This is a genomic window from Paenibacillus soyae (assembly GCF_024623455.1).
Lineage (GTDB): Bacteria > Bacillota > Bacilli > Paenibacillales > Paenibacillaceae > Pristimantibacillus > Pristimantibacillus soyae.
The window spans coordinates 42,334-62,802 of sequence record NZ_JANIPJ010000011.1 but is presented as its reverse complement, the minus strand read 5'-3'; the positions used below and the strand labels follow the sequence as shown (position 1 = coordinate 62,802).

The 20,469-nt window shown below is 55.9% G+C and carries 21 protein-coding genes; 6 read left to right on the top strand and 15 right to left on the bottom strand.

Going from position 1 to position 20,469, the window contains the following annotated elements:
- Nucleotides 1-79: 79 nt before the first annotated feature.
- From NQZ67_RS15880 to NQZ67_RS15850, 7 genes are all read right to left on the bottom strand, one after another.
- The gene (locus tag NQZ67_RS15880; RefSeq protein ID WP_257447685.1) at nucleotides 80-1,366 is read right to left on the bottom strand and encodes an adenylosuccinate synthase; all 1,287 of its coding nucleotides are present in this window, start codon (nucleotides 1,364-1,366) and stop codon (nucleotides 80-82) included.
- A gap of 187 nt (nucleotides 1,367-1,553) precedes the next feature.
- Nucleotides 1,554-2,921 carry a replicative DNA helicase gene (gene dnaB / locus NQZ67_RS15875; protein ID WP_257447682.1) on the bottom strand — a complete coding sequence of 456 codons (1,368 nt, stop codon included), beginning with the start codon at nucleotides 2,919-2,921 and terminating at the stop codon, nucleotides 1,554-1,556.
- A 214-nt stretch (nucleotides 2,922-3,135) separates the two neighbouring features.
- Nucleotides 3,136-3,579, bottom strand: a complete 444-nt coding sequence (rplI, locus tag NQZ67_RS15870) for a 50S ribosomal protein L9 (RefSeq protein ID WP_257447678.1) — start codon at nucleotides 3,577-3,579, stop codon at nucleotides 3,136-3,138.
- Nucleotides 3,576-5,537 (bottom strand): DHH family phosphoesterase, encoded by a 1,962-nt coding sequence (locus NQZ67_RS15865; RefSeq protein ID WP_257447675.1) that lies wholly within the window; start codon nucleotides 5,535-5,537, stop codon nucleotides 3,576-3,578. Before NQZ67_RS15865 ends, rplI begins: the two co-directional genes overlap by 4 nt.
- Before the next feature lie 18 nt (nucleotides 5,538-5,555).
- The gene (locus NQZ67_RS15860; protein WP_257447671.1) at nucleotides 5,556-6,413 is read right to left on the bottom strand and encodes a DUF2232 domain-containing protein; all 858 of its coding nucleotides are present in this window, start codon (nucleotides 6,411-6,413) and stop codon (nucleotides 5,556-5,558) included.
- A gap of 203 nt (nucleotides 6,414-6,616) precedes the next feature.
- Nucleotides 6,617-7,027 carry a CBS domain-containing protein gene (locus NQZ67_RS15855; RefSeq protein WP_257447669.1) on the bottom strand — a complete coding sequence of 137 codons (411 nt, stop codon included), beginning with the start codon at nucleotides 7,025-7,027 and terminating at the stop codon, nucleotides 6,617-6,619.
- Between the two features lie 9 nt (nucleotides 7,028-7,036).
- Nucleotides 7,037-8,092 (bottom strand): LCP family protein, encoded by a 1,056-nt coding sequence (locus NQZ67_RS15850; protein ID WP_257447667.1) that lies wholly within the window; start codon nucleotides 8,090-8,092, stop codon nucleotides 7,037-7,039.
- Between the two features lie 208 nt (nucleotides 8,093-8,300).
- On the opposite strand from NQZ67_RS15850, the gene NQZ67_RS15845 reads away from it, so the two are divergent.
- Nucleotides 8,301-8,654 (top strand): DUF4870 domain-containing protein, encoded by a 354-nt coding sequence (locus NQZ67_RS15845; protein WP_257447664.1) that lies wholly within the window; start codon nucleotides 8,301-8,303, stop codon nucleotides 8,652-8,654.
- Nucleotides 8,655-8,730: 76 nt separating this feature from the next.
- Here the strand turns inward: NQZ67_RS15845 and mnhG are convergent, their stop codons facing one another.
- The 6 genes from mnhG to NQZ67_RS15815 are packed head-to-tail and all read right to left on the bottom strand — an operon-like array spanning nucleotide 8,731 to nucleotide 14,425.
- Complete coding sequence (mnhG, locus tag NQZ67_RS15840) at nucleotides 8,731-9,123, bottom strand: monovalent cation/H(+) antiporter subunit G (protein ID WP_257447662.1); 393 nt, start codon at nucleotides 9,121-9,123, stop codon at nucleotides 8,731-8,733.
- Nucleotides 9,092-9,385 carry a Na(+)/H(+) antiporter subunit F1 gene (locus NQZ67_RS15835; protein WP_257447659.1) on the bottom strand — a complete coding sequence of 98 codons (294 nt, stop codon included), beginning with the start codon at nucleotides 9,383-9,385 and terminating at the stop codon, nucleotides 9,092-9,094. Before NQZ67_RS15835 ends, mnhG begins: the two co-directional genes overlap by 32 nt.
- Nucleotides 9,382-9,723, bottom strand: coding sequence for a Na+/H+ antiporter subunit E (locus NQZ67_RS15830; protein ID WP_306812905.1), 342 nt, complete (start codon nucleotides 9,721-9,723; stop codon nucleotides 9,382-9,384). The genes NQZ67_RS15835 and NQZ67_RS15830 overlap by 4 nt, the downstream gene beginning before the upstream one ends.
- 5 nt (nucleotides 9,724-9,728) lie before the next feature.
- Nucleotides 9,729-11,222 carry a Na+/H+ antiporter subunit D gene (locus tag NQZ67_RS15825; RefSeq protein ID WP_257447657.1) on the bottom strand — a complete coding sequence of 498 codons (1,494 nt, stop codon included), beginning with the start codon at nucleotides 11,220-11,222 and terminating at the stop codon, nucleotides 9,729-9,731.
- Nucleotides 11,215-11,556 (bottom strand): Na(+)/H(+) antiporter subunit C, encoded by a 342-nt coding sequence (locus NQZ67_RS15820; protein WP_257447655.1) that lies wholly within the window; start codon nucleotides 11,554-11,556, stop codon nucleotides 11,215-11,217. Before NQZ67_RS15820 ends, NQZ67_RS15825 begins: the two co-directional genes overlap by 8 nt.
- A gap of 1 nt (nucleotide 11,557) precedes the next feature.
- Nucleotides 11,558-14,425 carry a Na+/H+ antiporter subunit A gene (locus NQZ67_RS15815; RefSeq protein ID WP_257447652.1) on the bottom strand — a complete coding sequence of 956 codons (2,868 nt, stop codon included), beginning with the start codon at nucleotides 14,423-14,425 and terminating at the stop codon, nucleotides 11,558-11,560.
- A 275-nt stretch (nucleotides 14,426-14,700) separates the two neighbouring features.
- Here NQZ67_RS15815 and NQZ67_RS15810 point away from each other — a divergent pair, with 275 nt between their 5' ends.
- From NQZ67_RS15810 to NQZ67_RS15795, 4 genes are all read left to right on the top strand, one after another.
- The gene (locus NQZ67_RS15810) at nucleotides 14,701-14,946 is read left to right on the top strand and encodes a hypothetical protein (protein WP_257447649.1); all 246 of its coding nucleotides are present in this window, start codon (nucleotides 14,701-14,703) and stop codon (nucleotides 14,944-14,946) included.
- Between the two features lie 97 nt (nucleotides 14,947-15,043).
- A complete protein-coding gene (locus NQZ67_RS15805; protein WP_257447646.1) occupies nucleotides 15,044-15,706 on the top strand; it encodes a potassium channel family protein in 663 nt (220 codons plus the stop codon).
- Nucleotides 15,693-17,084: a TrkH family potassium uptake protein gene (locus NQZ67_RS15800; RefSeq protein WP_257447644.1), complete on the top strand. Its 1,392-nt coding sequence runs from the start codon at nucleotides 15,693-15,695 to the stop codon at nucleotides 17,082-17,084. The genes NQZ67_RS15805 and NQZ67_RS15800 overlap by 14 nt, the downstream gene beginning before the upstream one ends.
- 207 nt (nucleotides 17,085-17,291) lie before the next feature.
- Nucleotides 17,292-17,477, top strand: a complete 186-nt coding sequence (locus NQZ67_RS15795; RefSeq protein WP_257447640.1) for a hypothetical protein — start codon at nucleotides 17,292-17,294, stop codon at nucleotides 17,475-17,477.
- 64 nt (nucleotides 17,478-17,541) lie between these two features.
- Here NQZ67_RS15795 and NQZ67_RS15790 read toward each other — a convergent pair whose 3' ends face one another.
- Nucleotides 17,542-18,993 carry a SulP family inorganic anion transporter gene (locus NQZ67_RS15790; RefSeq protein WP_257447637.1) on the bottom strand — a complete coding sequence of 484 codons (1,452 nt, stop codon included), beginning with the start codon at nucleotides 18,991-18,993 and terminating at the stop codon, nucleotides 17,542-17,544.
- A 277-nt stretch (nucleotides 18,994-19,270) separates the two neighbouring features.
- On the opposite strand from NQZ67_RS15790, the gene NQZ67_RS15785 reads away from it, so the two are divergent.
- The gene (locus tag NQZ67_RS15785; protein WP_257447632.1) at nucleotides 19,271-19,897 is read left to right on the top strand and encodes a TetR/AcrR family transcriptional regulator; all 627 of its coding nucleotides are present in this window, start codon (nucleotides 19,271-19,273) and stop codon (nucleotides 19,895-19,897) included.
- Nucleotides 19,898-19,953: 56 nt separating this feature from the next.
- Here the strand turns inward: NQZ67_RS15785 and NQZ67_RS15780 are convergent, their stop codons facing one another.
- Nucleotides 19,954-20,466, bottom strand: coding sequence for a GNAT family N-acetyltransferase (locus tag NQZ67_RS15780; protein WP_257447629.1), 513 nt, complete (start codon nucleotides 20,464-20,466; stop codon nucleotides 19,954-19,956).
- Nucleotides 20,467-20,469 lie beyond the last annotated feature (3 nt).

The following is a 20,469-nucleotide window of genomic DNA, read 5'->3' as shown; positions in this document are numbered from 1 at the left end:
CCTCTATCGATTGATAGGTGATAAAAAAAGGCTGCCCCGTCGTCGAATGGACGTTGGGCAGCCTTTGCTTATGGATGTACTATTCGTAGATCGGGCGAACAGGATTCGTCTGCTCGCGGTTGCGGCCGACCGAGAAGATCGCGATCGGAATGCCGGTCAGCTCGGATACGCGGTTCACGTAGTTCAGCGTATTCTGCGGCAGATCCTCGAGCTTCTTCGCGCCCGAGATGTCCTCGGACCAGCCTGGCATTTCCTCGTATACCGCTTCGCACTCGGACAGCATCTTGAGGCTAGCCGGGTAGTGGTGGATAATCTCGCCGCGGTACTTGTAGCCCGTGCAGATCTTCACCGAATCGAGGCCGGTGAGCACGTCCAGCGAGTTGAGGGACAGGCCCGTAATGCCGCTTACGCGGCGCGCATGGCGGACGACGACCGTATCGAACCAGCCGACGCGGCGCGGACGGCCTGTTACCGTGCCGTACTCATGGCCTTTGTCGCGGATCAATTGGCCGATCTCATTGTCCTGCTCCGTCGGGAACGGACCGTCGCCTACGCGTGTCGTGTACGCTTTGGCAACGCCGATGACTTGCTGGATTTTGGACGGGCCTACGCCCGAGCCGATACATACGCCGCCAGCGGAAGGGTTGGAGGACGTAACGAACGGATACGTGCCTTGGTCAATATCCAGCATGACGCCTTGGGCGCCCTCGAACAGCACTTTCCTGCCTTCGTCAATCGCGTCGTTCAGCACGACGGACGTGTCCGTCACATAAGGACGAAGCACTTCGGCATATCCGAGGTAATCCCGGACGATCTGATCCGCGTCCAGCGGCTCGCCGCCGTAAACTTGCTGAATCAGATTGTTTTTCTCGATCATGATCGCGCGGACGCGCGCCTCGAACTCTTCGGCATCCATCAGGTCGCTGATGCGAATGCCGTTGCGCGCAGCCTTGTCCATATAGCAAGGACCGATGCCTTTGCGCGTCGTTCCGATTTTGTTGTCACCCTTGCGGTCTTCCTCAAGTCCGTCCAGCACCAGATGATACGGCATGATGACATGCGCGCGGTCGCTGATCTTCAGGTTGTCCGTCGAGAAGCCGTTGTCGTGAATATAGTTAATTTCGTCGATCAGCGCTTGCGGGTTGATAACCATGCCGTTGCCGATGACGCAAGTTTTGTTATGGTTAAAGATGCCCGATGGAATCATCGTCAGCTTATATTTCTTATTATCGATGAGAATGGTGTGTCCCGCGTTGTTTCCTCCTTGGTAACGGGCAACAACGTCAGCTCCCTCTGCCAGGAAGTCGGTGATTTTGCCTTTTCCTTCGTCTCCCCACTGCGTACCCACTACAACAACCGTAGACATAAACATACCCCCGTGCCCGATGATCATTCATTCATGAGCATCGAAAATTACCGTCTCTTGCGCTTGTTCACGTTCTTTAACGCGTCGCATGCCGGAAGACAGCATTATTAGTGTAGCAGTCTCCCAATCGGAAGTCAAACGAAAAACGAACAATTGCAAGGTGCCCCATGCAATTGTTCGGATATTTTCAAGATGCCTGTGAAGGATCCATATGAGTGCGATCTAAACTTACGAATTTATTATATTGCTTGAGGAAGACCAGCTCGACCGTGCCGACCGGCCCGTTCCGCTGCTTAGCGATAATGATCTCGATAATGTTCTTCTTCTCCGATTCCTTATCGTAGTAATCGTCCCGGTATAGGAACGCTACGATGTCGGCATCCTGCTCGATCGATCCGGATTCCCGAAGGTCGGACATCATCGGACGCTTGTCCTGCCGCTGCTCGACGCCGCGGGATAGCTGGGACAGCGCGATGACGGGAACCTCGAGCTCCCTCGCGATCATCTTCAGCGTACGGGAGATCTCCGATACTTCCTGCTGCCGGTTCTCGCCGGCTTTGCCCCGGCCTGAGATCAGCTGTAAGTAATCGATCAGAATCATGCCGAGTCCGCGTTCTTTCTTAAGACGGCGGCACTTGGCGCGGATATCCGCGACGGTGACGCCCGGCGTATCGTCGATATAGATTTCGGCCTCCGACAAGGCGCCGATCGCCATCGTCAGCTTCTCCCAATCGTCGCCTTCGAGCGTACCGGTCCTCATTCGCTGTGCGTCTACGTTCGCCTCGGCGCAAATGATACGCTGCACGAGCTGCGCCGCGGACATCTCGAGCGAGAAGATCGCGACGGTTTCCTTGGCCCGTACGCCTACGTTCTGGGCAACGTTCAGCGCGAAGGCGGTCTTGCCGACGGATGGACGGGCAGCGACGATGATCAAGTCGCTTCGCTGGAAGCCGGCTGTCATCCGGTCCAGATCGACGAAGCCCGAAGGGATGCCCGTAGAGCCGCCCTTGTTCGAGTAGAGGAATTCGACCTTCTCGAATACCTCCATCAGAACGTCCCGAATCGAGACGAAGCCGCTGCTGGAGCGGCGGTTGGAGATTTCGAGAATTTTTTTCTCCGCGTCGCTAAGAAGAATGCCGACGTCCTCGGAGTTAGCATACCCATCCGTTACGATATTAGTAGCCGTTCGGATAAGGCGTCGCAGCATCGATTTTTCTTCGACGATCTGCGCGTAGTAGTCCACGTTGGCCGCCGTCGGTACCGCGTTGGCGAGCTTCGCCAGATAGCTGACCCCGCCGGTCTCCTCGAGCAAGCCTTGGTCTTGCAGATGCGCCGTAAGGGTAACGAGGTCGACCGGCTGATTGGCCTCGGCCAGCTCGATCATGGCCTCGTAGATACGTTGATGTCCGCTGCTGTAGAAATCTTCGCTTCGAACCCGCTCCATCGCCGTGATTAAAGCTTCCGGCTGGAGAAGGATCGCTCCAATGACCGCCTGCTCCGCTTCCATGTTCTGGGGCGGAACCCGGTCGAACATCAATTCCGTACTGGTACTCATCGTGCGCCTCCTTTTAAGTCTCGCATTCTTGCTTGGCATCGGTTAGAGCTGCTGTCAACGCCGCAGTTGCTGCGAGAAGGGTATATTCCTACGATCGCTGTTGCAACTCCATTCTTATGAACTTAGCCGCTTAGCGGTAAGAATGGAGATTGCAAAGGCGAGCACTTCGTTTCTCCGGAACATACCCTTCTCTTCGCTTCTACGCTCGTCTTTCTTACTCCTCCGAAGTTTGGACGCTCATTTTGGCTTTGACTTCGGGGTGGAGCTTGACGCTTACTTGGGTAACGCCGAGCGTGCGGATCGGGTCTTCGAGCTCGATTTTGCGTTTGTCGATCTTGATGCCTTGAGCGGCCAGAGCTTCGGCGATTTGCTTGCTCGTGATGGCGCCGAAGAGACGGCCGCCTTCGCCGGCTTTGGCTTTGATGACGACGGTCAGCTCCTCGAGTCGTTTGCCGAGCGCTTGCGCGTCTTCCTTCTCTTTGATCTTGCGTTTCTCTTCGGAGGCAGTCTGAACCTCCAGCGTCTTCAGGTTGCCTTCGGACGCCGGCTTGGCGAGTCCTTTGGGCAGCAGGAAGTTGCGCACGTAGCCTTCCGACAGATCCTTGACCTGGCCTTTCTTTCCTTGACCCTTTACGTCTTGCAAGAAGATGACTTTCATTCGAATAACCCCTCTTCCGATTCGATTTGTTCAAGCACGGCCGTTAGCTTGGCCTTGACTTCCTCTACCGTTCCTTCGAACTGCGCCGCGGCGTTCGTGAGATGGCCGCCGCCGCCGAGACGTTCCATGACGACCTGAACGTTCATGCCGCCGAGCGACCTCGCACTGACGCCGACCAGACCGTCCGGCCTCTCCGCGATGACGAAGGAAGCGAGAATGTCGTTCATATTGAGCAACGTATCCGCCGATTGTGCGATGAGCAGCTGAGGATACTTCTTGCCGCTCTCCGCCATGGCGATCGCCACGTGGTTGTGGTACACCTGCGCGTGTTTGATAATTTCCGCCTTGCTTACGTACTCGTCCAGATCCTCCTGGAGCATGCGCAGAATGAGCATCGTGTCCGCGCCGTTCCTCCGGAGGAACGATGCCGCTTCGAACGTTCTTGCTCCCGTCCGGAGCGAGAAGCTTTTCGTGTCGACCGTAATGCCGGCGAGCAGCGACGTCGCTTCCCTGACATCGAGGCTGATCCGTTCATGGATATATTGCAGAAGCTCCGTCACCAGCTCGCAAGTCGAGGAAGCATACGGCTCCAGATAGACCAGAATCGCGTTCGAGATAAACTCCTCTCCTCTGCGATGGTGGTCGATCACGACGATGCGCTCCGTCTGGGACAGCAGCTTCGGCTCCTTCAGCATGGACGCTTTGTGCGTATCGACGACGATAGCCAGCGTCTGCGGCGTCATGAGCGCCATCGCCTGCTCCGGATGGACGAACCGCTTCGACAGCTTCTCGTCCTCGCGAATCAGCTCCATCATCTTCTCGATCGACGGATTGACGCCTTCGAGCACGATGTACGCTTCCTTGCCGAACAGCTGGGCGGCCTTGAGCACGCCGATCGCCGCGCCTACGGCATCCATATCGGGCAGCTTGTGGCCCATGATCATAACGTTGTGGCTCTCGCGGATCAAGTCGCGCAGCGCGTGCGCCACGACGCGCGCTCTGACGCGCGTCCGCTTCTCCACCGCGTTCGACTTGCCCCCGTAGAACGACTGCCTGCCGCCGACTTTGACGGCCGCCTGGTCGCCGCCTCGGCCGAGAGCGATATCCAAGCTGGTATGCGCCCATTGGCCGATTTCGATGATATGTTCGGCGCCGGCGGCAAAGCCGATGCTGAGCGTCACCGGAATTTTCTGCTCGCCCGTCATCTCGCGCACCTCATCCAGAATGACGAAGCGCGATTGCTCGAGCTGACGGAGCGTCTTATGGTCCGTAATCAGCAGGAACCGGTCCGACGTGAGACGCTTCAAATAAATTTTGTACTTCTGCGCCCATTCCGTAATTTCCGTCGTCACCTTGGACAGCAAGGTGCCGCGTTGATGGTCGTCGAGCCCCTGGGTAACCTCCTCGAGGTTATCGATCATGACGACGCCGAGCGACAGCTTCTCGTCCTCGTATTTACGCCCGAGCTGCCAGAACTCGGTAATGTTCTTCACGTACAAGATGCGTTCCTTCGGCCGGAATATAAGCTGATACATATGATGGCCTACCGCCGCTTCGACGGTTCCTTCGCGGTCCTTGGCATGCTGCAGCGTCGGGAACAGCTCCGTGAGCGGCGTGCCGATCACGGATTCGCGTTCCATCAGCTCGGCAATATAAGGATTATGCCACTCGACGACTCGTTCTTCATTATAGAGAATAATACCGAACGGCAGCTCGCTGATGACGTCGTTGCCGCCTTTCTTCACGCGGTAAGACAGCGAACCCAGATACGTCTTCAGATCCTTGCGGAATGCCCTCTCCGCGAAGAACGTATAAGCGGCGACGCCAAGCGTCAGCGCAAGCGCTACAATGCCGGCCCACCATTCGAACCAGGCGAGCGCGGCCGACAGGATCAGCATGGCGGCAAGGGCGGCCATGTGGTGCATTCCGTGCCATCTCGTAACTAGAAACTTAGGCATTTCCCATTCGCTCCCGTGCTATTTTGATTTGGTAAACGATTTCCGTATCGGAAAGGCGGTATCCAAGACGCCGATCAGGCTCAGCGGCTGGATCAGAAGCACAGGTATGGCGATGAGAACCGGAACCGCCTTGTTCCATCCCCGCTCGTGCGCGATGAAGAAGAAGAAGCCTATCGCCTGTATCGCGAACACATAGCTGAGAAGCGGCACCAAATTCATAACCGCTACGGCAAGGAACGAATCGTCCCCCGCTTTGAGCACCAAATCAATGACGTAAGCGATCAAATAATAAATGACGAGAACGCGCGGCAGCCGCCAATCCTTCGCCTGGGGGAACGCCGGCACGTCGATGCCGCTCTTCAGCGCGACCCTGCGGGCCACATAGTGGGACAGCACCGCGTACACGAACGACATGATGATGAACGTCAACGGGATCATATGGATGACCGTCTGGATGAGCAATTCCGTATGCTCGTCGCTCCAGCCTGCGGCCGTCATATATTCGGTCCCGAGCGATTCGAACGTCGATCGTATCGTGCGGCTCATCTCGTCGAGCAGCGACAGATCGAGAATCATCTCGAACAGCAGAAGCTCCAGCATAAGCTGCGCCAGCAGAATAAGCGTGACGATCCGTATAACCTTCGCCGCCGGCGCTCCCTTCCGGTACAGATGCCCCATCGCGATCGAAGGCACCAGGAAGAACAAGCCGATAATCAGTACGCCTGGTCCCGCGATCAGTCCCGCCAGTATCCATACGGGCACCAGGTGAAGCAGGAACGCTCCCCGGGACAGCGTCGTATACAGCGCCACATAAGGAACCATCATGAACAGCAACGCGGGAAAATTCAACACGGGCACGGCCAGCAGCAATAGCATAAGAAGCGCCGCCCCGCTCCATAACAAGGGTCTTCGCCCAGTCTTCAATCCGTTCACCTCTTACAACTCAGTCGACTATAAGACATTCATCCCCCATTATAGCACAAAAGCGGATTCTCGCACGCGGGTGCCGGCGTCCAATTGGAGGCAGGCTTGCTGATCCCTGCCACATAAGGGAAGGGACTCCCCCTCGCCCGAACCGGCTAGATTCGTTGGGACAGTCCCTTCTGACAATAATCGATAATTTCGCTTCGGCGAACAATGCCTATAAAATGATTGCGGTCATCCACCACCGGCACAAAGTTTTGCGCTTTGGCCAGGGAGATCAAATCGTCCATATTCGCGTCGATGTTCACGGCAATATTGTTGATGCGCAGCGGCACTTCGCTGAGCCTAACCTTGTTCGCGTTCTCGAAGGTAAGGTCCGCCCGGTTCTTCATGAACCACAGCAAGTCCCCCTCCGTCACCGTTCCGACATAGCCGCCTTCTCCGTTAATGATAGGGACGGCGGAATAACGGTGGTACTCCATTCTTTCGAGCGCCTGTCTGAGAGTGGCGTCATGCGGCAAGCAGACGACCTCTTGCTTAGGCAATAAGAAAAAGGCGATATTCATCGTATTCGATCACTCCGTTTCGTTCGCCGAAGACCCGCTAGCGAGCGATTCTACCTCTTTCTCCTTCAATTCCTCATACTTCGGCGGCAGGATCAAGCTCGCTTCGGTCGTATCGGCATTCAGCCAGTTCTTGATCATCGTCTGAACCCTGGCCAAATCTTCTTCATCGGCGAAGTAGTACCAGGCTCCGCCCTGTACCAAGCGGCCGCCTCGGCCAAGCAGCGTATGGCTGTACATCAAGCGGTTATCCGCTTGAAGCAGCTCCTGGGCCATGTCGATCAGGCTGCTAGGGTAGATATCCGTGTTGAAATTGTCGCCCATGATGTCGATCAATTCCGGAATCTTGCCCCACTGCCCCATTTTCTTCGCCTTCTCTATCATAGCATGAAGGAACTGCTGATGTCGCTCCGTCCGGCTCATGTCGCCGCCCGCATCCTCCCGGTAGCGCACGAAATTAAGAGCGTCCGTACCATTGTACAGCTCTTGCCCGCCTTTAATTACAAAATGTTCATGGCCCGGATCGTCGTTGACCATATCTTCTTCGATCGGCAGAGAAATGCCGCCCATCTCGTCAATCGCTTCGCGGAAGCCTTCGAAGTTAATGGAAGCGTAATGATCGACCGGCGCGTCCAGAAGCTTCTCCACCGTATCCATCGTCATGCCTGCTCCTCCGAATACATAGGAGTGATTGATCTTATCCTTGTATTCCTCGCCGACGATCTCGACGTACAAATCTCTCGGAATCGAGACGAGCAGCATGTTGCCATCGCTTGGCCGCACGACCGTGTAGATCATCGTGTCGGAGCGCCCCGTTTCGTTGCCCCGCTGGTCGACGCCGAGCAGCAGCACGGAGAACGGGTCCTCCTTCTTGTCGCTCACCGGCACCGGCGTGGGCTGCGTCTGCCGGTCCACCGGTTTGTACGTATCGATGAGCCTCTCCTCGACTCCTCCTTGAAAGAGCCAATCGAAGCCCGCCATGGCGAGCACGCTGCGGTTCATATAGGCGGCCGTCAACAGGACGATCGCGACCGCGCCGAATATATAAGCTTTCCTCACTTTTTTCATCGACTTTATTCTCTCCAATCCGCAATCTTTCGTCTCTTCTTGTTACCACTACCCATTCTAGACGAAGCGAAACGTCCGCGGGTTACAAACCCGTTACAAATGATGGATGGAATATTTGGAAACGGCATCCTGGCGCTCGGAAGGTCTATCGCTCGTCCTTGGCGAATACAATCATGGCAAGAAGATGTCCATGAGAGGATGTGCAGTTATGCACCCGGTACAAGTGAATCCCGATCCCTCCTCCACGGGATTGGACCCCAAGGTGGCAGGCTTGCTCTGCTATTTGCTTGGTTTTATTACGGGCATTCTGTTCTTAGTGCTCGAGAAGCGGAGCCGCTTCGTGAAGTTTCACGCGCTGCAGTCGACGATCATCTTCGCCGTACTTGTCGTCGTCAACCTCATCCTTACCGCCATTCCGTTCATCGGGTGGCTGTTTACGATGATTCTGGCCCCGCTTACCTTCATCCTCTGGATCGTGCTCATGCTGCTCGCGCTGCAGGGACGCATGTACAAGCTGCCGGTTATCGGCGACTGGGTCGAGAAGCAGGGCAACCGTTTCTAGACGGCCCGTCGGACTGGAACACAGGAACACGACAAAGGGACAGTGATCGCTCACTGTCCCTTTGTCGTATGCTAACTTATAAGCCCCTGCCCTCTTGTCTCTCCTGTCTCTCCCGCTTCAAATCCTCCTTCAGATCGTCGCGCACGCTGCCCTTCCATAGCGACACCCCGGACCGATAAGCGGCGCGACCGTTCAGGTGGCCGCCGACGGGGCCCGTCAGGAACACGAACACGATGCCGAGCAGCAGCTTGATGCTGAAATGATCCTCGAAGATCCAGAAATACAAGAACGCTCCGTTCAGAATGAACAGCACGCCGAGAGTGGCGCTTTTGGTCGCGGCGTGGGAACGCAGATAGACGTCCGGCAGCCGGATGAGGCCTATTACGCTGATGACGCTAATAAGCGCCCCGATTAATACAACGATGCCTATGACGCTCTCAAGGATGCTCCCGATCGTCTCCGGATTCAAGGACAACCCCCCTTTCGATATAGCGGGCGAATGCCGTCGTTCCGATGAACGCGAGAATGCCAATGAGCAGAATAATATCGAAATAAGCCGTCGTCCGCAACAGCATCCCGATCACCGCGATCGTCGCGAGCAGCAGGATGCCGATCGTATCCAGCGCCGCGATCCGGTCGGGAATGGACGGCCCTGCAAGAAGCCGGAACATACTGCCTAGAATGGCCAGCGACAGCAAGACAAGAGAAGCAAGCAGCAATCCGTTCATCATGCCCGCGTCACCTCCATAATCGCTCGCTCGAACGTGTTCCGGATAGACTCCGCCAGTTCTTCCGCGTCCTCGATGTCCATCGCGTGAATATATAAGGTCTCCCCGTCGTGGGCAACGTCAAGCGTCAGCGTTCCCGGCGTGAGACAGATCAGACAAGAGAGCAGCGTGATTTCCGTGTTGGACCGGAGCCTCGTCTTCATCTCCACGATGCCGGGCCGGATGGCCAGACGCGGACGGATGATTTGGACCAGCACGGCGTAGCTCGAGAGGAACAATTCCCGGTTGAACAGAACGAACAGCTTCATGACAGCCCAGGCGCGTCTTATATAGGTGATCATACCGTCTACTCCTCCTTTAACACCGCGTCGATATAGATCGACGGCTGAGCCAGCGTATTTCCCGCTTCCCGGGCGAATTCATAGATCCACTCCGCCCCCACGCCCATTAGGACGACGAGAACGAACAAGCCCGCCGCAGGCAGCAGTCGCCAAGGATCAGACGCGCGCTTCGGCTCCTTCTCCACAGCCGGCTCCGGCTTCTCTTCTCCCCAGAACGCCGCCATGAACAGGCGAAGCAGCGAATACAGGGCGACGAAGCTGGAGGCGAGCGATAGAGCCGCGAGCGTATACTGCCCGTCCTCGAAGCCGCCTCTTATGATCATGAGCTTGCCCGCGAAGCCGCTAAACGGCGGAATGCCTGCGATCGCGAGCGCCGTCGCGAAGAACATCCAGCCGAGGGACGGATGCCTCTTGATCAGCCCGCCCATCTCGGATAATTGCTTGGTGCCCGCGGCGGAAATGATCATGCCTCCCAGCAGGAAGAGCAATCCCTTGGCGACCATATCGTGCAGCAGATAGAGCACCGCTCCATCCAAGGAATCGTCGGTCGCCGCAGCCAGTCCGAACGCGATAAACCCGACGCCGATCAGCACGTTGTAGTTCAGAATGCGCGGAATGTCCCGGTAGGCCAGCGCGCCGAACGCGCCCAGCGCCATCGTCGCGCCGGCCATGACGCCGATCCACGTATGAGTCACGCCGTGGTCGTGATAGAAGATGAGCGTGAACGTGCGCATCAGCGCGTACAGCCCGACCTTCGTGAGCAGCGCCGCGAAGACCGCCGCGATGGCCGTAGGAGGCGCGCCGTAGGAGCCAGGCAGCCAGAAGAACAGGAACAGACCTGCCTTGAGGGCGAAGACGATCATGAACAAGATGGCGATGACGTTCAGCACGCCTCCTTGCCCCGCCGCTTCGACTCTCTGCGCCAAGTCGGCCATATTCAGCGCGCCCGTCACGCCGTACAGGTAGGCGACCGCCGCTACGAAGAGCGCCGACGACAGGATGTTGATCAGCATATATTTGATAGACTCCCGCAGCTGCACCTTCGTGCCTCCCAGCACGATCAGCGCGTAAGAGGAGATCAGCATCACTTCGAAGCAGACGAACAGGTTGAAAATATCGCCGGTCAAGAACGATCCGCTCACGCCAACCAAGAGGAACTGCAGCAGCGGATAATAGTAATGACGCTCCCGCTCCTCCCCGATACTGCGGAACGAGAACAGCAGGATGAACAGGCCGATGACCGCGGTCGTCAGCACGAGCAGCGCGGCGAGCATGTCGGCCACGAATACGATGCCGTAAGGCGGCACCCATCCGCTCATGTACAGCGTTTGGATGCCCTCCCTCTTCACTTGGGCGAGCAAGATGGCCGCAACGCCAATATTTAGAATGCCGCTTAGGGTGCTGATTACGCGCTGAAGGCGGACATGACGAGCCAAGAACACCAACAGAACCGCCGTGCACAATGGAATAAGAAGCGGCAGGACCAGCAGGTTATTCATGAGCGTCCTCCCCCTTCAGCTGCTCCATATCGTCGGTGCCGAGCTTCTGATACGCCTTGTACGCCAGCACGAAGAAGAACGACGTCACGCCGAAACTAATGACGATGGACGTCAGAATAAGCGCCTGCGGCAGCGGATCGACGTAAGCGTCCGCCTTCTCCCCGAGCAGCGGGGCCGCTCCGGTCTTCAGGCGGGACATCGTCAGCAGCAGCAGATGGACCCCATGCGTCAGGAACGAGGTGCCGAGAATGATGCGCAGCAAGCTTTTGGACAGGATGAGGTAGACGCCTACCGTGAACAACACGCCGATCGCCAAGGACATGTACAGTTCCATGCTACTGATCCCTCCCGATCGTCAATAGAATCGTCATCGTCACGCCGATGACCGTCAAATATACGCCGAGGTCGAACAAGGTCGCCGTCGCCAGCTCCAGCTCCCCGATGAGCGGGATATCGAAGTAATCGAACGCGTGGCTAAGGAACGGCTCCCCGAACAGGAAGGAGCCGATGCCCGTCAGCAGCGCGACGAGGATGCCGAGCGCCGTCAGCTTGCGGAAGTCGACCGGCACGATGCGCCTGACTTGGTCCATGCCGAACGCCATGGCCATCAGCAGCAGCGCCGACGAAGCCATCAGCGCCCCGATGAACCCGCCGCCCGGATGATGATGCCCCATGTAGAACAGGTACAGCGAGAAGCACATAATGATCGGAATCGCCAGCTTCGATACCGTCCTTAAGATGACGTCATTGCTTCGTGGCGCATACACGTCGTGGAACAGCTCCGCGCTCCTCGCGGGAAGCTTCGCTTCTTCGTCGTCCCCCTTCAGCTTAATGCGGATCAGCGCATAGATGCCGAGGGACGCGATGCCGAGCACGACGATCTCCAGCATTGTGTCGAACCCGCGGAAGTCGACAAGGATGACGTTGACGACGTTTTTGCCGCCGGCGAGGGTATAACTATTTTCCAGGAAATAATGCGAGATCGATTCGAACGACGGGCTGCCGCTGGCGCTGAGCGCCACAACCGTCATAACGGCCCCCACTCCTACCGCAATAAGCAAATTCCATAGCTTGAGCGGCAGCTTCACGACTTCCTTCTTCAGCTTCGGCAGATGGTAGAAGCAGAGGAGGAACAGCGCGACCGAGACGGTCTCGACGATCATCTGCGTAAGGGCCAGATCCGGCGCCCGGAAGATAACGAAGAACAGCGAGACCATATACCCCGCCACGCCGGTCAGAATAATCGCCATCAGACGCGAAGTCGCGAACGGAACGGCAATCGTGGACAAGATGAGCGCGAAAATGATGACCGCTTCATAGAAGGACATCTCCGCGTAGCCGGTGGTGTCGATTAGCAGCGCTCCTTCGCCATACAAGGTCGCGCCGAGCGCCGCGATCAGGAAGACGAATATATAGATGAGATATTGACGGAGCGATCCCGTCATATAGAGCTTGGTCAGCGCGCCGGACAAGCGGTCCAGCCCCTTCAGACCGCTGTCATAGCTGCGGTTCAGCGATACTCGCTCGAACAGCGGCGCGTTAAGCGCGGCCGTCTTGCCGTGCAGCCGGAAGAGCAAGATGCCGACTGCCGCTACGCCCATCGTCATGAATAGCTCCGGCGTGAAGCCGTGCCATAGATGGATCGAAACCATGAATTGCTGGCCAGGCGTAAGCAGGCTCGGATGCACCGCCGCCATGGCGGGTTCGATCAAGGTGTAGGACAGCAGGTTCGGGAACAGCCCGAACACGATGGCCAGAGAGGCCAGCGCGACGGGCGGCAGAAGCATGCCGAGCGGCGCCTCATGAGGCTGCTTCTTCAGCTTCTCCGGCTGCCTCTTGCCCGCGAACGTCCGGAAGACGAACAGCATGCTATAGACGAACGTGAAGACGCTCGCGACCCATGCGACAAGCGGAATGAGTGCGCCCCATACGGCTTCACCGAGCAAATCCGAATCGCGGATATTGAGCACCGACGTGAAGAACATTTCTTTGCTGAGGAAGCCGTTGAACGGCGGGAGCCCTGCCATCGAGAACGTCCCGATCATCGTGACGGTGAACGTAATCGGCATGACGGACATGAGACCTCCCAGCTTGCGGATATCCCTCGTTCCCGTCTCGTGATCGACGATGCCGGCCGCCATGAACAGCGCCCCCTTGAAGATCGCATGATTCACGAGATGGAAGATCGCCGCCATCGTCGCTTTGCTGTAGAACGCCGCCTGATCCGTCCCCGCATAGAACGAGGCGGCCGAGCCGAGACCAAGCAAGCTCATGATCAGTCCGAGCTGACTGATCGTCGAGAAAGCAAGCATCGCTTTCAGATCGATCTGTTTCATTGCGCGGAAGGAAGCGTAAATGAGAGTAAATAGACCGAAACCGGTGACGAGCCACATCCAAAGCTCCCCTATGGAGAATACGGGGCTCATTCGCGCGACCAGATAGATGCCGGCCTTCACCATCGTGGCAGAGTGCAGGTATGCGCTGACCGGCGTCGGGGCTTCCATGGCATCCGGCAGCCAGATGTGGAACGGAAATTGCGCCGACTTGGTGAAAGCCCCAAGTAGCACGAGCAGCATCGCAGGCAGGAACATCTCTTCGTTCATGATCGTAGGAGCTAATTCGATCAGCTCGCGAATGCTGAACGTGTCCGTCATCGCGTACAGCATGAGGAAGCCCGCGAACATCGCAAGGCCGCCGAACACGGTAATGACCATCGACTTCATCGCGCCGTATCTGGACTTCTCCCGCTCCTGCCAGAAGGCGATCAGCAGGAAGGACGAGATGCTCGTCAGCTCCCAGAAGCCGTACAGCACCATCAGGTTGTCGGATAGCACGAGTCCCAGCATCGCGCCCATGAACAGCATCAGGTAGACGTAGAAATGACCTAGCTTCTCCTTGTCGCGATCCAGATAAAAGGTGGAGTATAGAATAACGAGCGTGCCGATCGCCGTAATAAGCAACGCGAACAGCAGACCGAGTCCGTCGGCGTACACATCGAAGTTGACGCCAAGCGACGGCATCCAGGGCAACGAGGCGCTCACCGCCTCTTCCGCCGGAATAAGGCTTATCAGATAAGCGAACAATACCGCAGGAGCCGGAAGCACCAGCCAACCCGTATGGATACGGGGCAGCACCTTGCGGAAGATCGGAACCATAACCGCGAACAGAAAAGGAATCATAATGGCAACATGAAGAAAATTCAATGAACGGCCTCCTTCTAACGCACTTGCATACTTTCACAATCCTAACCAGTATTGCCGTTTTGCAGGCGAATAAAGCTTCGAGCGGCGGGAAAACCCGAAAAAACGCAAAAAGAGCCCGCTGTTGGCAGGCTCCTCCGAAGTCAAGCTTATAAAATTGGCGTTTGAAATCGTAATTATTATAGCCTGCATGCCAGGCGGTGTCAAAACAAAAATCCGTGATCCGGAATGAAAGAGCGTCTACAAGGGGATTACTCATAGCAAAAGGAGTGATTCCCTTGTTGAAAACAAAAGCCGCCATTTGCGCCTTTCTATGCCTCTCCCTCATCGCGGGCGGAGCCCTGCTTCATCATAGGCTGAAGGTGGAACGTTTCCCTTACGATATGCGGCCTCCCCTGCCCGGAGGCGGCTATCGGATCTACAATGATTTCGACAGCAGCGAGAACGGCTTCACGTTCATTCCCTACCAGCCCAGGGAATATGTCCGAATCATCAATACCGCAAGCGAAGATGCGCCCGAATAACCTTTGACAAATAGCAGGCAGTCTCCTATCATGTAACACAGCATGAATATTGCCAACATTATGCACTTTTCTATCATCCCTATCGGGAGGTGATTCTATGAAAAAACAATTCCTGGTCATCGGACTGGGCCGTTTCGGCTCCAGTATCACGAAGACGCTTATCCAGAACGGACACGAGGTACTGGCCGTCGACAAAAACGAGCAGAACGTGCAGGACATGGCTTCCATCGCGACGCACGCACTGCAGGCGGATTGCACCGACGAAGGGGTGCTCCGCGAGCTGGGCGTCAGCAACTTCACGCATGGCATCGTCGCGATCGGCGACGACCTGCAAGCCAGCATTCTGACGACAGTCCTGCTCAAGGAGCTGAATGTGCCGAAGGTCACGGCCAAAGCCCGCAACGAAATGCACGGCAAGGTGCTCAGCAAGGTTGGCGCGGATCACGTCGTGTACCCGGAGCGAGACATGGGTATCCGACTGGGCAATCAGCTCAGCTCCGATACATTGATCGATTACATCGAGCTGTCGCCGGACTATAATCTGGCCGAAATTCTCGCGCCGCCCGCCATGAACGGAAAGTCGCTGAAGGAGCTGCATATCCGGGCCAAATACGGTTGTACGATTATGGCCATCAAGAAGGGCCATCATATAAACGTGTCTCCGAAAGCGGATGACGCGATCCATACCGGCGATATCCTGCTCATCATTGGAAGCAACGAAGACATACGTCAGCTGGAGAACGATTATGAACGCGTTTAAGATCAACCACCGGAGCGATCTCTCCTACATCGAGCGAATCGTGAATCGGCTCAAGCATAACATTAGCCCTCCGCAGCTTATTACGATGGTGTTCCTGATTTTGATTGCAATCGGCGCCATTCTGCTAAGCATGCCCTTCTCCTCCAGTACGGGGGAATCCGTAGGATTGCTGAACGCCGTGTTTACCGCCGTATCGGCGGTATGCGTGAACGGTCTTGTCGTTCTGGATACCGGCTCGGCATTCTCCGTATTCGGTCAAGTCGTCATTATGATTCTTATCCAAATCGGGGGCATCGGGTTCATGACGTTGGGCGTCATGATCGCGATCGTTCTCGGCAAGAAGATCGGTCTCAAGCAACGGCTCATTATTCAGCAGGCGACGCAGTCCACATCGGCCCAAGGCCTTGTTCGTCTGTCCTTGTATATGGTGCTTATCGTGTTCCTGTTCGAGTCGATAGCCACGCTCGTCCTCACCCTTAGGTGGGAATCGGAGATGGGACTCGGGAAAGCCGCTTATTACGCGTTGTTTCATTCCATCTCCGCCTTTAACAACGCGGGCTTCGCGCTCTGGCCGGACGGCCTCAGCCGGTATGTCGGCGATCCCATCGTGAACTTCACGATTCTGATCCTGTTCATCGTCGGCGGTCTTGGTTATATCGTCGTCATTGACATTGTCCGCAAGCGCTCCTGGAAGAAGCTGTCGCTGCATTCGAAGATCGTTATTCTGGCCACTTCGATCCTGTTCGTCATCGGCTTCCTGCTTCTCTTCTTCCTCGAGAGTTGGAATACGGAGACCTATGGTCATCTCACGCTCTGGGAGAGGATTCAAGCTTCCATGTTCCAGAGCATGACGCCGCGAAGCGCGGGCTTTAACACAATTGATATCGGCAGCATGCTCGCCGTATCCCAGTTCATTCTTATCATCTTGATGTTCATCGGCGCGGCCTCGGGCGGTACGGGGGGCGGCATTAAGACGAATACGGTCGTCGTGCTTATTCTGGCAACGATCAATACCTTCCGGGGAGGCGGACAGATTCATGCCTTCAACCGTCGCATCTCGGAGGATGCGGTCATGCGGGCTCTCGCCGTCGTCGTCAGCTCCCTTTTCTTCGTTTTGCTTGTGACGATCCTGCTGACCATCACGGAAAACATGATGACGGATCACTTCCTCGAAATTTTGTTCGAAGCGACGTCCGCTTTCAGCACGACCGGCCTCTCCATGGGACTTACGGCAGACCTGTCCACGGCCGGCAAAATCATCGTGACGATTACGATGTTTCTTGGCAGATTGGGTCCTCTCACACTCGCTTACGCGCTGGCCCAGAAACGAACCAAATCCAAAATCGGCTACCCGGAGGATCATATCCTCATCGGTTAATCCTGAGCCTTGCGACTTGCCCATGGCAGCCGCGAGGCTTATTTTGCGTTTCATTCGTGGAACCGATCTAACGTCCCGCTTCAACCTTGCCTCAACCTCCCGTTTGCTAATTTTGGCCCGCCGTCACGCTTTGTTTGTTGTCAGAATATTTTGTATAATTAAAGAATAAGCGTTCCCATCCTATCTATCCGACAAGGAGGAATGGTTATGACGATGGAATCCCAATACCGCAGGCAGGCATTAGACACCTGGAAGCGAGAGCGAGAGCAGACGTTCGAGCAGGTACAACCCTCCGAGCTTACGCCTTTCCCCCGGCATATGGGGACACAGACGAACCTTACCCGCTTCAGTGCGCTGGGCCTGCTGCTGTTTCGAAGAAGAAGAACGCCTTGAAACAAAAAAAGCTCATGGAACGCGGCCAGCCGGCTGCGTCTCATGAGCTTTAGTTTGTTTGTTATTAATGACCGCTTGTAGCCTTCAAGCCAACCCGATCGATCAGCTTGCGGCTCTCTTCGTTAAGTCCGATAATCGTAACGGTTTTATTCAGCGACTCGTACTTGGAGACCATCTTGGCGATGGCCGTTACGGCCGAATGATCCCACACATGCGAAGCGGAGAAATCAATCAAGATGTGATCGGGATCCTGCTGCGGATCGAATAAATCGCCGAAATGGCTCATCGTGCCGAAGAACATCTGCCCTCGAATCAAATAGTGCTTCGCTCCGGCTTCCGTGACCTTCGTCTCCGCTTTAAGCCTCGCCATCCTCCAACCGAAGATAAGCGCGCTCATAATAACGCCGACGATAACGCCTCGCGCAAGATCATGCGTGTACACGACGACCGCTACCGTCGTCACCATGACGATCGTGTCGGATACTGGGATCCTCTTCACGTCGAGAATGGATCGCCAATCGAACGTCCCGATCGATACCATGATCATAACCCCTACGAGAGCCGCCATCGGTATCACCTTCACGACATCTCCTAGCACCATAATCAAGAATAGCAGGAATACCCCCGCTACCATCGTGGACAAGCGGCCGCGGCCGCCCGATTTCACGTTGATAACCGATTGGCCGATCATCGCGCAGCCCGCCATGCCGCCGAAGAAGCCTGTTACCGTGTTGGCGATGCCTTGTCCGCGAACCTCCTTATTTTTGTCGCTTTTCGTATTCGTTGCTTCGTCCAGAATGGTTGCCGTCATTAACGATTCCAGCAAGCCGACGATCGCCATGGTCAGCGACACCGGGAAGATGATCGCCAGCGTATCCCAATTGAACAGCACGTCCGGTATATGGAAGATCGGCAAGGCGCGTTCGATATTCCCCATATCCCCTACCGTGTTCACCTGAATGCCCCCGAATAACGTCACGCAAGTCATCACGATAATCGCGACCAGCGCGGAAGGCACGGCCTTCGTAATACGGGGCAAGCCGTAAATAATGACTAGAGTAGCCGCGACAAGCGCGTACATGACCCAAGTCGCCCCTTCGAACTGAACGAGCTGCGTCATGAAGATCAGAATGGCCAGCGCGTTAACGAAGCCTATGACGACGGAATGCGGCACGAACGTAATAAATCGTCCCAGCTTCAATATGCCGATGACAATCTGAATAAGTCCCGTTAGGATCGTAGCGGCGTACAAATACTCCAGCCCGTGATCGGCCACCAGCGTCACCATCAGTACAGCCATGGCGCCAGTCGCAGCCGAGATCATCCCCGGCCTCCCGCCCACCAGCGCAATGATGACCGCAATGCAGAACGAAGCATGCAGACCGACCATCGGGTCAACGCCCGCAATAATCGAGAAGGCAATCGCCTCCGGGATGAGCGCCAGCGCCACCGTAATGCCCGCAAGCACGTCCCCGCGAACATTAAAGAACCACGTGTTTTTCAGTTTTGTAAGCAAAATAAAAATCCTCGCTTTCTCCATTTGTGTATAAGTGACCTTCCACTCTCAGAAAGGTCGGGGCCGATGTCCAATGTCCCTAATTATACACATGGGATAGAACGGTTTCTCGCCAAAAAAGAACCATGAAAACGCATTCTTATTTTATTTTCTTTCGTATTCTCTATTTTTCTTGGAAATGGGGCAGAACATGCAGCGAGATGTGGATAACACTGACTATCCCCTTGTGGATATGTTATAGTGAGGAAAAAATGCTGTCTGTATAGGAGTTGTGGATATGTCACCCAAGGTTACGGAGCGGTATCGGGAGGAGAAACGAGCGGCTATTCTGGCCGGCGCCTTGGAATGCTTCATCGAGAAGGGCTTTCAAGCCACGACGATCGACGATATCGTACGCCATCTGGGCATTAGCAAAGGCGCTCTGTACGGCTATTTCCCCAGCAAAGAGGACATGTACCTCCAGATGGCCCATAAACGCATGGACGATATGGTCGGGTCGTTAACATCGCGCTTCAAAGAGCTTCCGCTTGCGGCGGACCGCCTTCATTATCTATTCGGCCGCTTCCAATCGCAGCCCTTGTCCGAGCTGCGCAAATGGATGGCGTTCCATATGGAGTTTATGCTGTACGCTTCCCGTCGCCCGGAGCTGATCGAGATGCATCAGCAATATATCAGCAAAGCAATACAGCTGATCGACACGCTGATTCAAGCAGGCGTTAAGAACGGCGAGTTCAGGGCCGATCTCGATACCGAATCGGCTTCTTATTTATTCTGGTCCGTTCGAGACGGGCTTGCTTTGCATTTCCTCCTCGGAGGAACGGAAGAGCGGTATAAGCAGCATGTGGCCGACATGGAAGCTATGGTGCTCCGCTACCTGCTAAAAACTCCAGCTGCGGAAATATAGATGCCCGGGGGATATTATACCCGGGCATCTGCTCCTGCATTTTGCTATTCGGCCTTCTATTTCTGTTCATTTACGATTTCGTATCGAACGACGTCCATATTCCTCCACCTGATGCTGTCCCAATATTTCATTTCCAGCCTCTTCATTACCGCTATGGACGGCGCATTATCGCGTTTGGCCAGCGCGATTAGAGTCGGTAAACCTAACTCCCCAAAACCATGCGATAGCGCGGCTGTCGAAGCCTCCGTGCAGTACCCGTTCCCCCATGCCTCCCGAGTGAAGGCGTACAGTACCTCCGTCTTCTCCCATTCGTCCATTCGGTTCAGTCCGCAATGACCAAGAAACCGGCCCGTAAGCTTATGATATACCGCCCAAGCACCATAGCCGTATCGCTCCCAGTGCGCTGCAAAATATCGGATCAGCTTCTCCGTTTCTTCACGAGTGTAGGATGTCCCTTTAGGCAGCCACTTCCCCACCTCCGGGTCCTCTAGCATGGCACTGTGCGCCTCCAGATCGCGCCCCACGTCCGGAATATAAAGCTTCAGTCGCTCCGTCTCTCCCCATAGCATGAC

What these genes read in the sequence shown, in the direction of transcription:
- NQZ67_RS15880 (WP_257447685.1), bottom strand. Translation starts at nt 1,366, where the DNA reads ATGTCTACGGTTGTTGTAGTGGGTACGCAGTGGGGAGACGAAGGAAAA.
- dnaB (WP_257447682.1), bottom strand. Translation starts at nt 2,921, where the DNA reads ATGAGTACCAGTACGGAATTGATGTTCGACCGGGTTCCGCCCCAGAAC.
- rplI (WP_257447678.1), bottom strand. Translation starts at nt 3,579, where the DNA reads ATGAAAGTCATCTTCTTGCAAGACGTAAAGGGTCAAGGAAAGAAAGGC.
- NQZ67_RS15865 (WP_257447675.1), bottom strand. Translation starts at nt 5,537, where the DNA reads ATGCCTAAGTTTCTAGTTACGAGATGGCACGGAATGCACCACATGGCC.
- NQZ67_RS15860 (WP_257447671.1), bottom strand. Translation starts at nt 6,413, where the DNA reads ATGCTATTGCTGCTGGCCGTGCCCGTGTTGAATTTTCCCGCGTTGCTG.
- NQZ67_RS15855 (WP_257447669.1), bottom strand. Translation starts at nt 7,027, where the DNA reads ATGAATATCGCCTTTTTCTTATTGCCTAAGCAAGAGGTCGTCTGCTTG.
- NQZ67_RS15850 (WP_257447667.1), bottom strand. Translation starts at nt 8,092, where the DNA reads ATGAAAAAAGTGAGGAAAGCTTATATATTCGGCGCGGTCGCGATCGTC.
- NQZ67_RS15845 (WP_257447664.1), top strand. Translation starts at nt 8,301, where the DNA reads ATGCACCCGGTACAAGTGAATCCCGATCCCTCCTCCACGGGATTGGAC.
- NQZ67_RS15835 (WP_257447659.1), bottom strand. Translation starts at nt 9,385, where the DNA reads ATGATGAACGGATTGCTGCTTGCTTCTCTTGTCTTGCTGTCGCTGGCC.
- NQZ67_RS15830 (WP_306812905.1), bottom strand. Translation starts at nt 9,723, where the DNA reads ATGATCACCTATATAAGACGCGCCTGGGCTGTCATGAAGCTGTTCGTT.
- NQZ67_RS15825 (WP_257447657.1), bottom strand. Translation starts at nt 11,222, where the DNA reads ATGAATAACCTGCTGGTCCTGCCGCTTCTTATTCCATTGTGCACGGCG.
- NQZ67_RS15820 (WP_257447655.1), bottom strand. Translation starts at nt 11,556, where the DNA reads ATGGAACTGTACATGTCCTTGGCGATCGGCGTGTTGTTCACGGTAGGC.
- NQZ67_RS15805 (WP_257447646.1), top strand. Translation starts at nt 15,044, where the DNA reads ATGAAAAAACAATTCCTGGTCATCGGACTGGGCCGTTTCGGCTCCAGT.
- NQZ67_RS15800 (WP_257447644.1), top strand. Translation starts at nt 15,693, where the DNA reads ATGAACGCGTTTAAGATCAACCACCGGAGCGATCTCTCCTACATCGAG.
- NQZ67_RS15795 (WP_257447640.1), top strand. Translation starts at nt 17,292, where the DNA reads ATGACGATGGAATCCCAATACCGCAGGCAGGCATTAGACACCTGGAAG.
- NQZ67_RS15785 (WP_257447632.1), top strand. Translation starts at nt 19,271, where the DNA reads ATGTCACCCAAGGTTACGGAGCGGTATCGGGAGGAGAAACGAGCGGCT.
- NQZ67_RS15780 (WP_257447629.1), bottom strand. Translation starts at nt 20,466, where the DNA reads ATGCTATGGGGAGAGACGGAGCGACTGAAGCTTTATATTCCGGACGTG.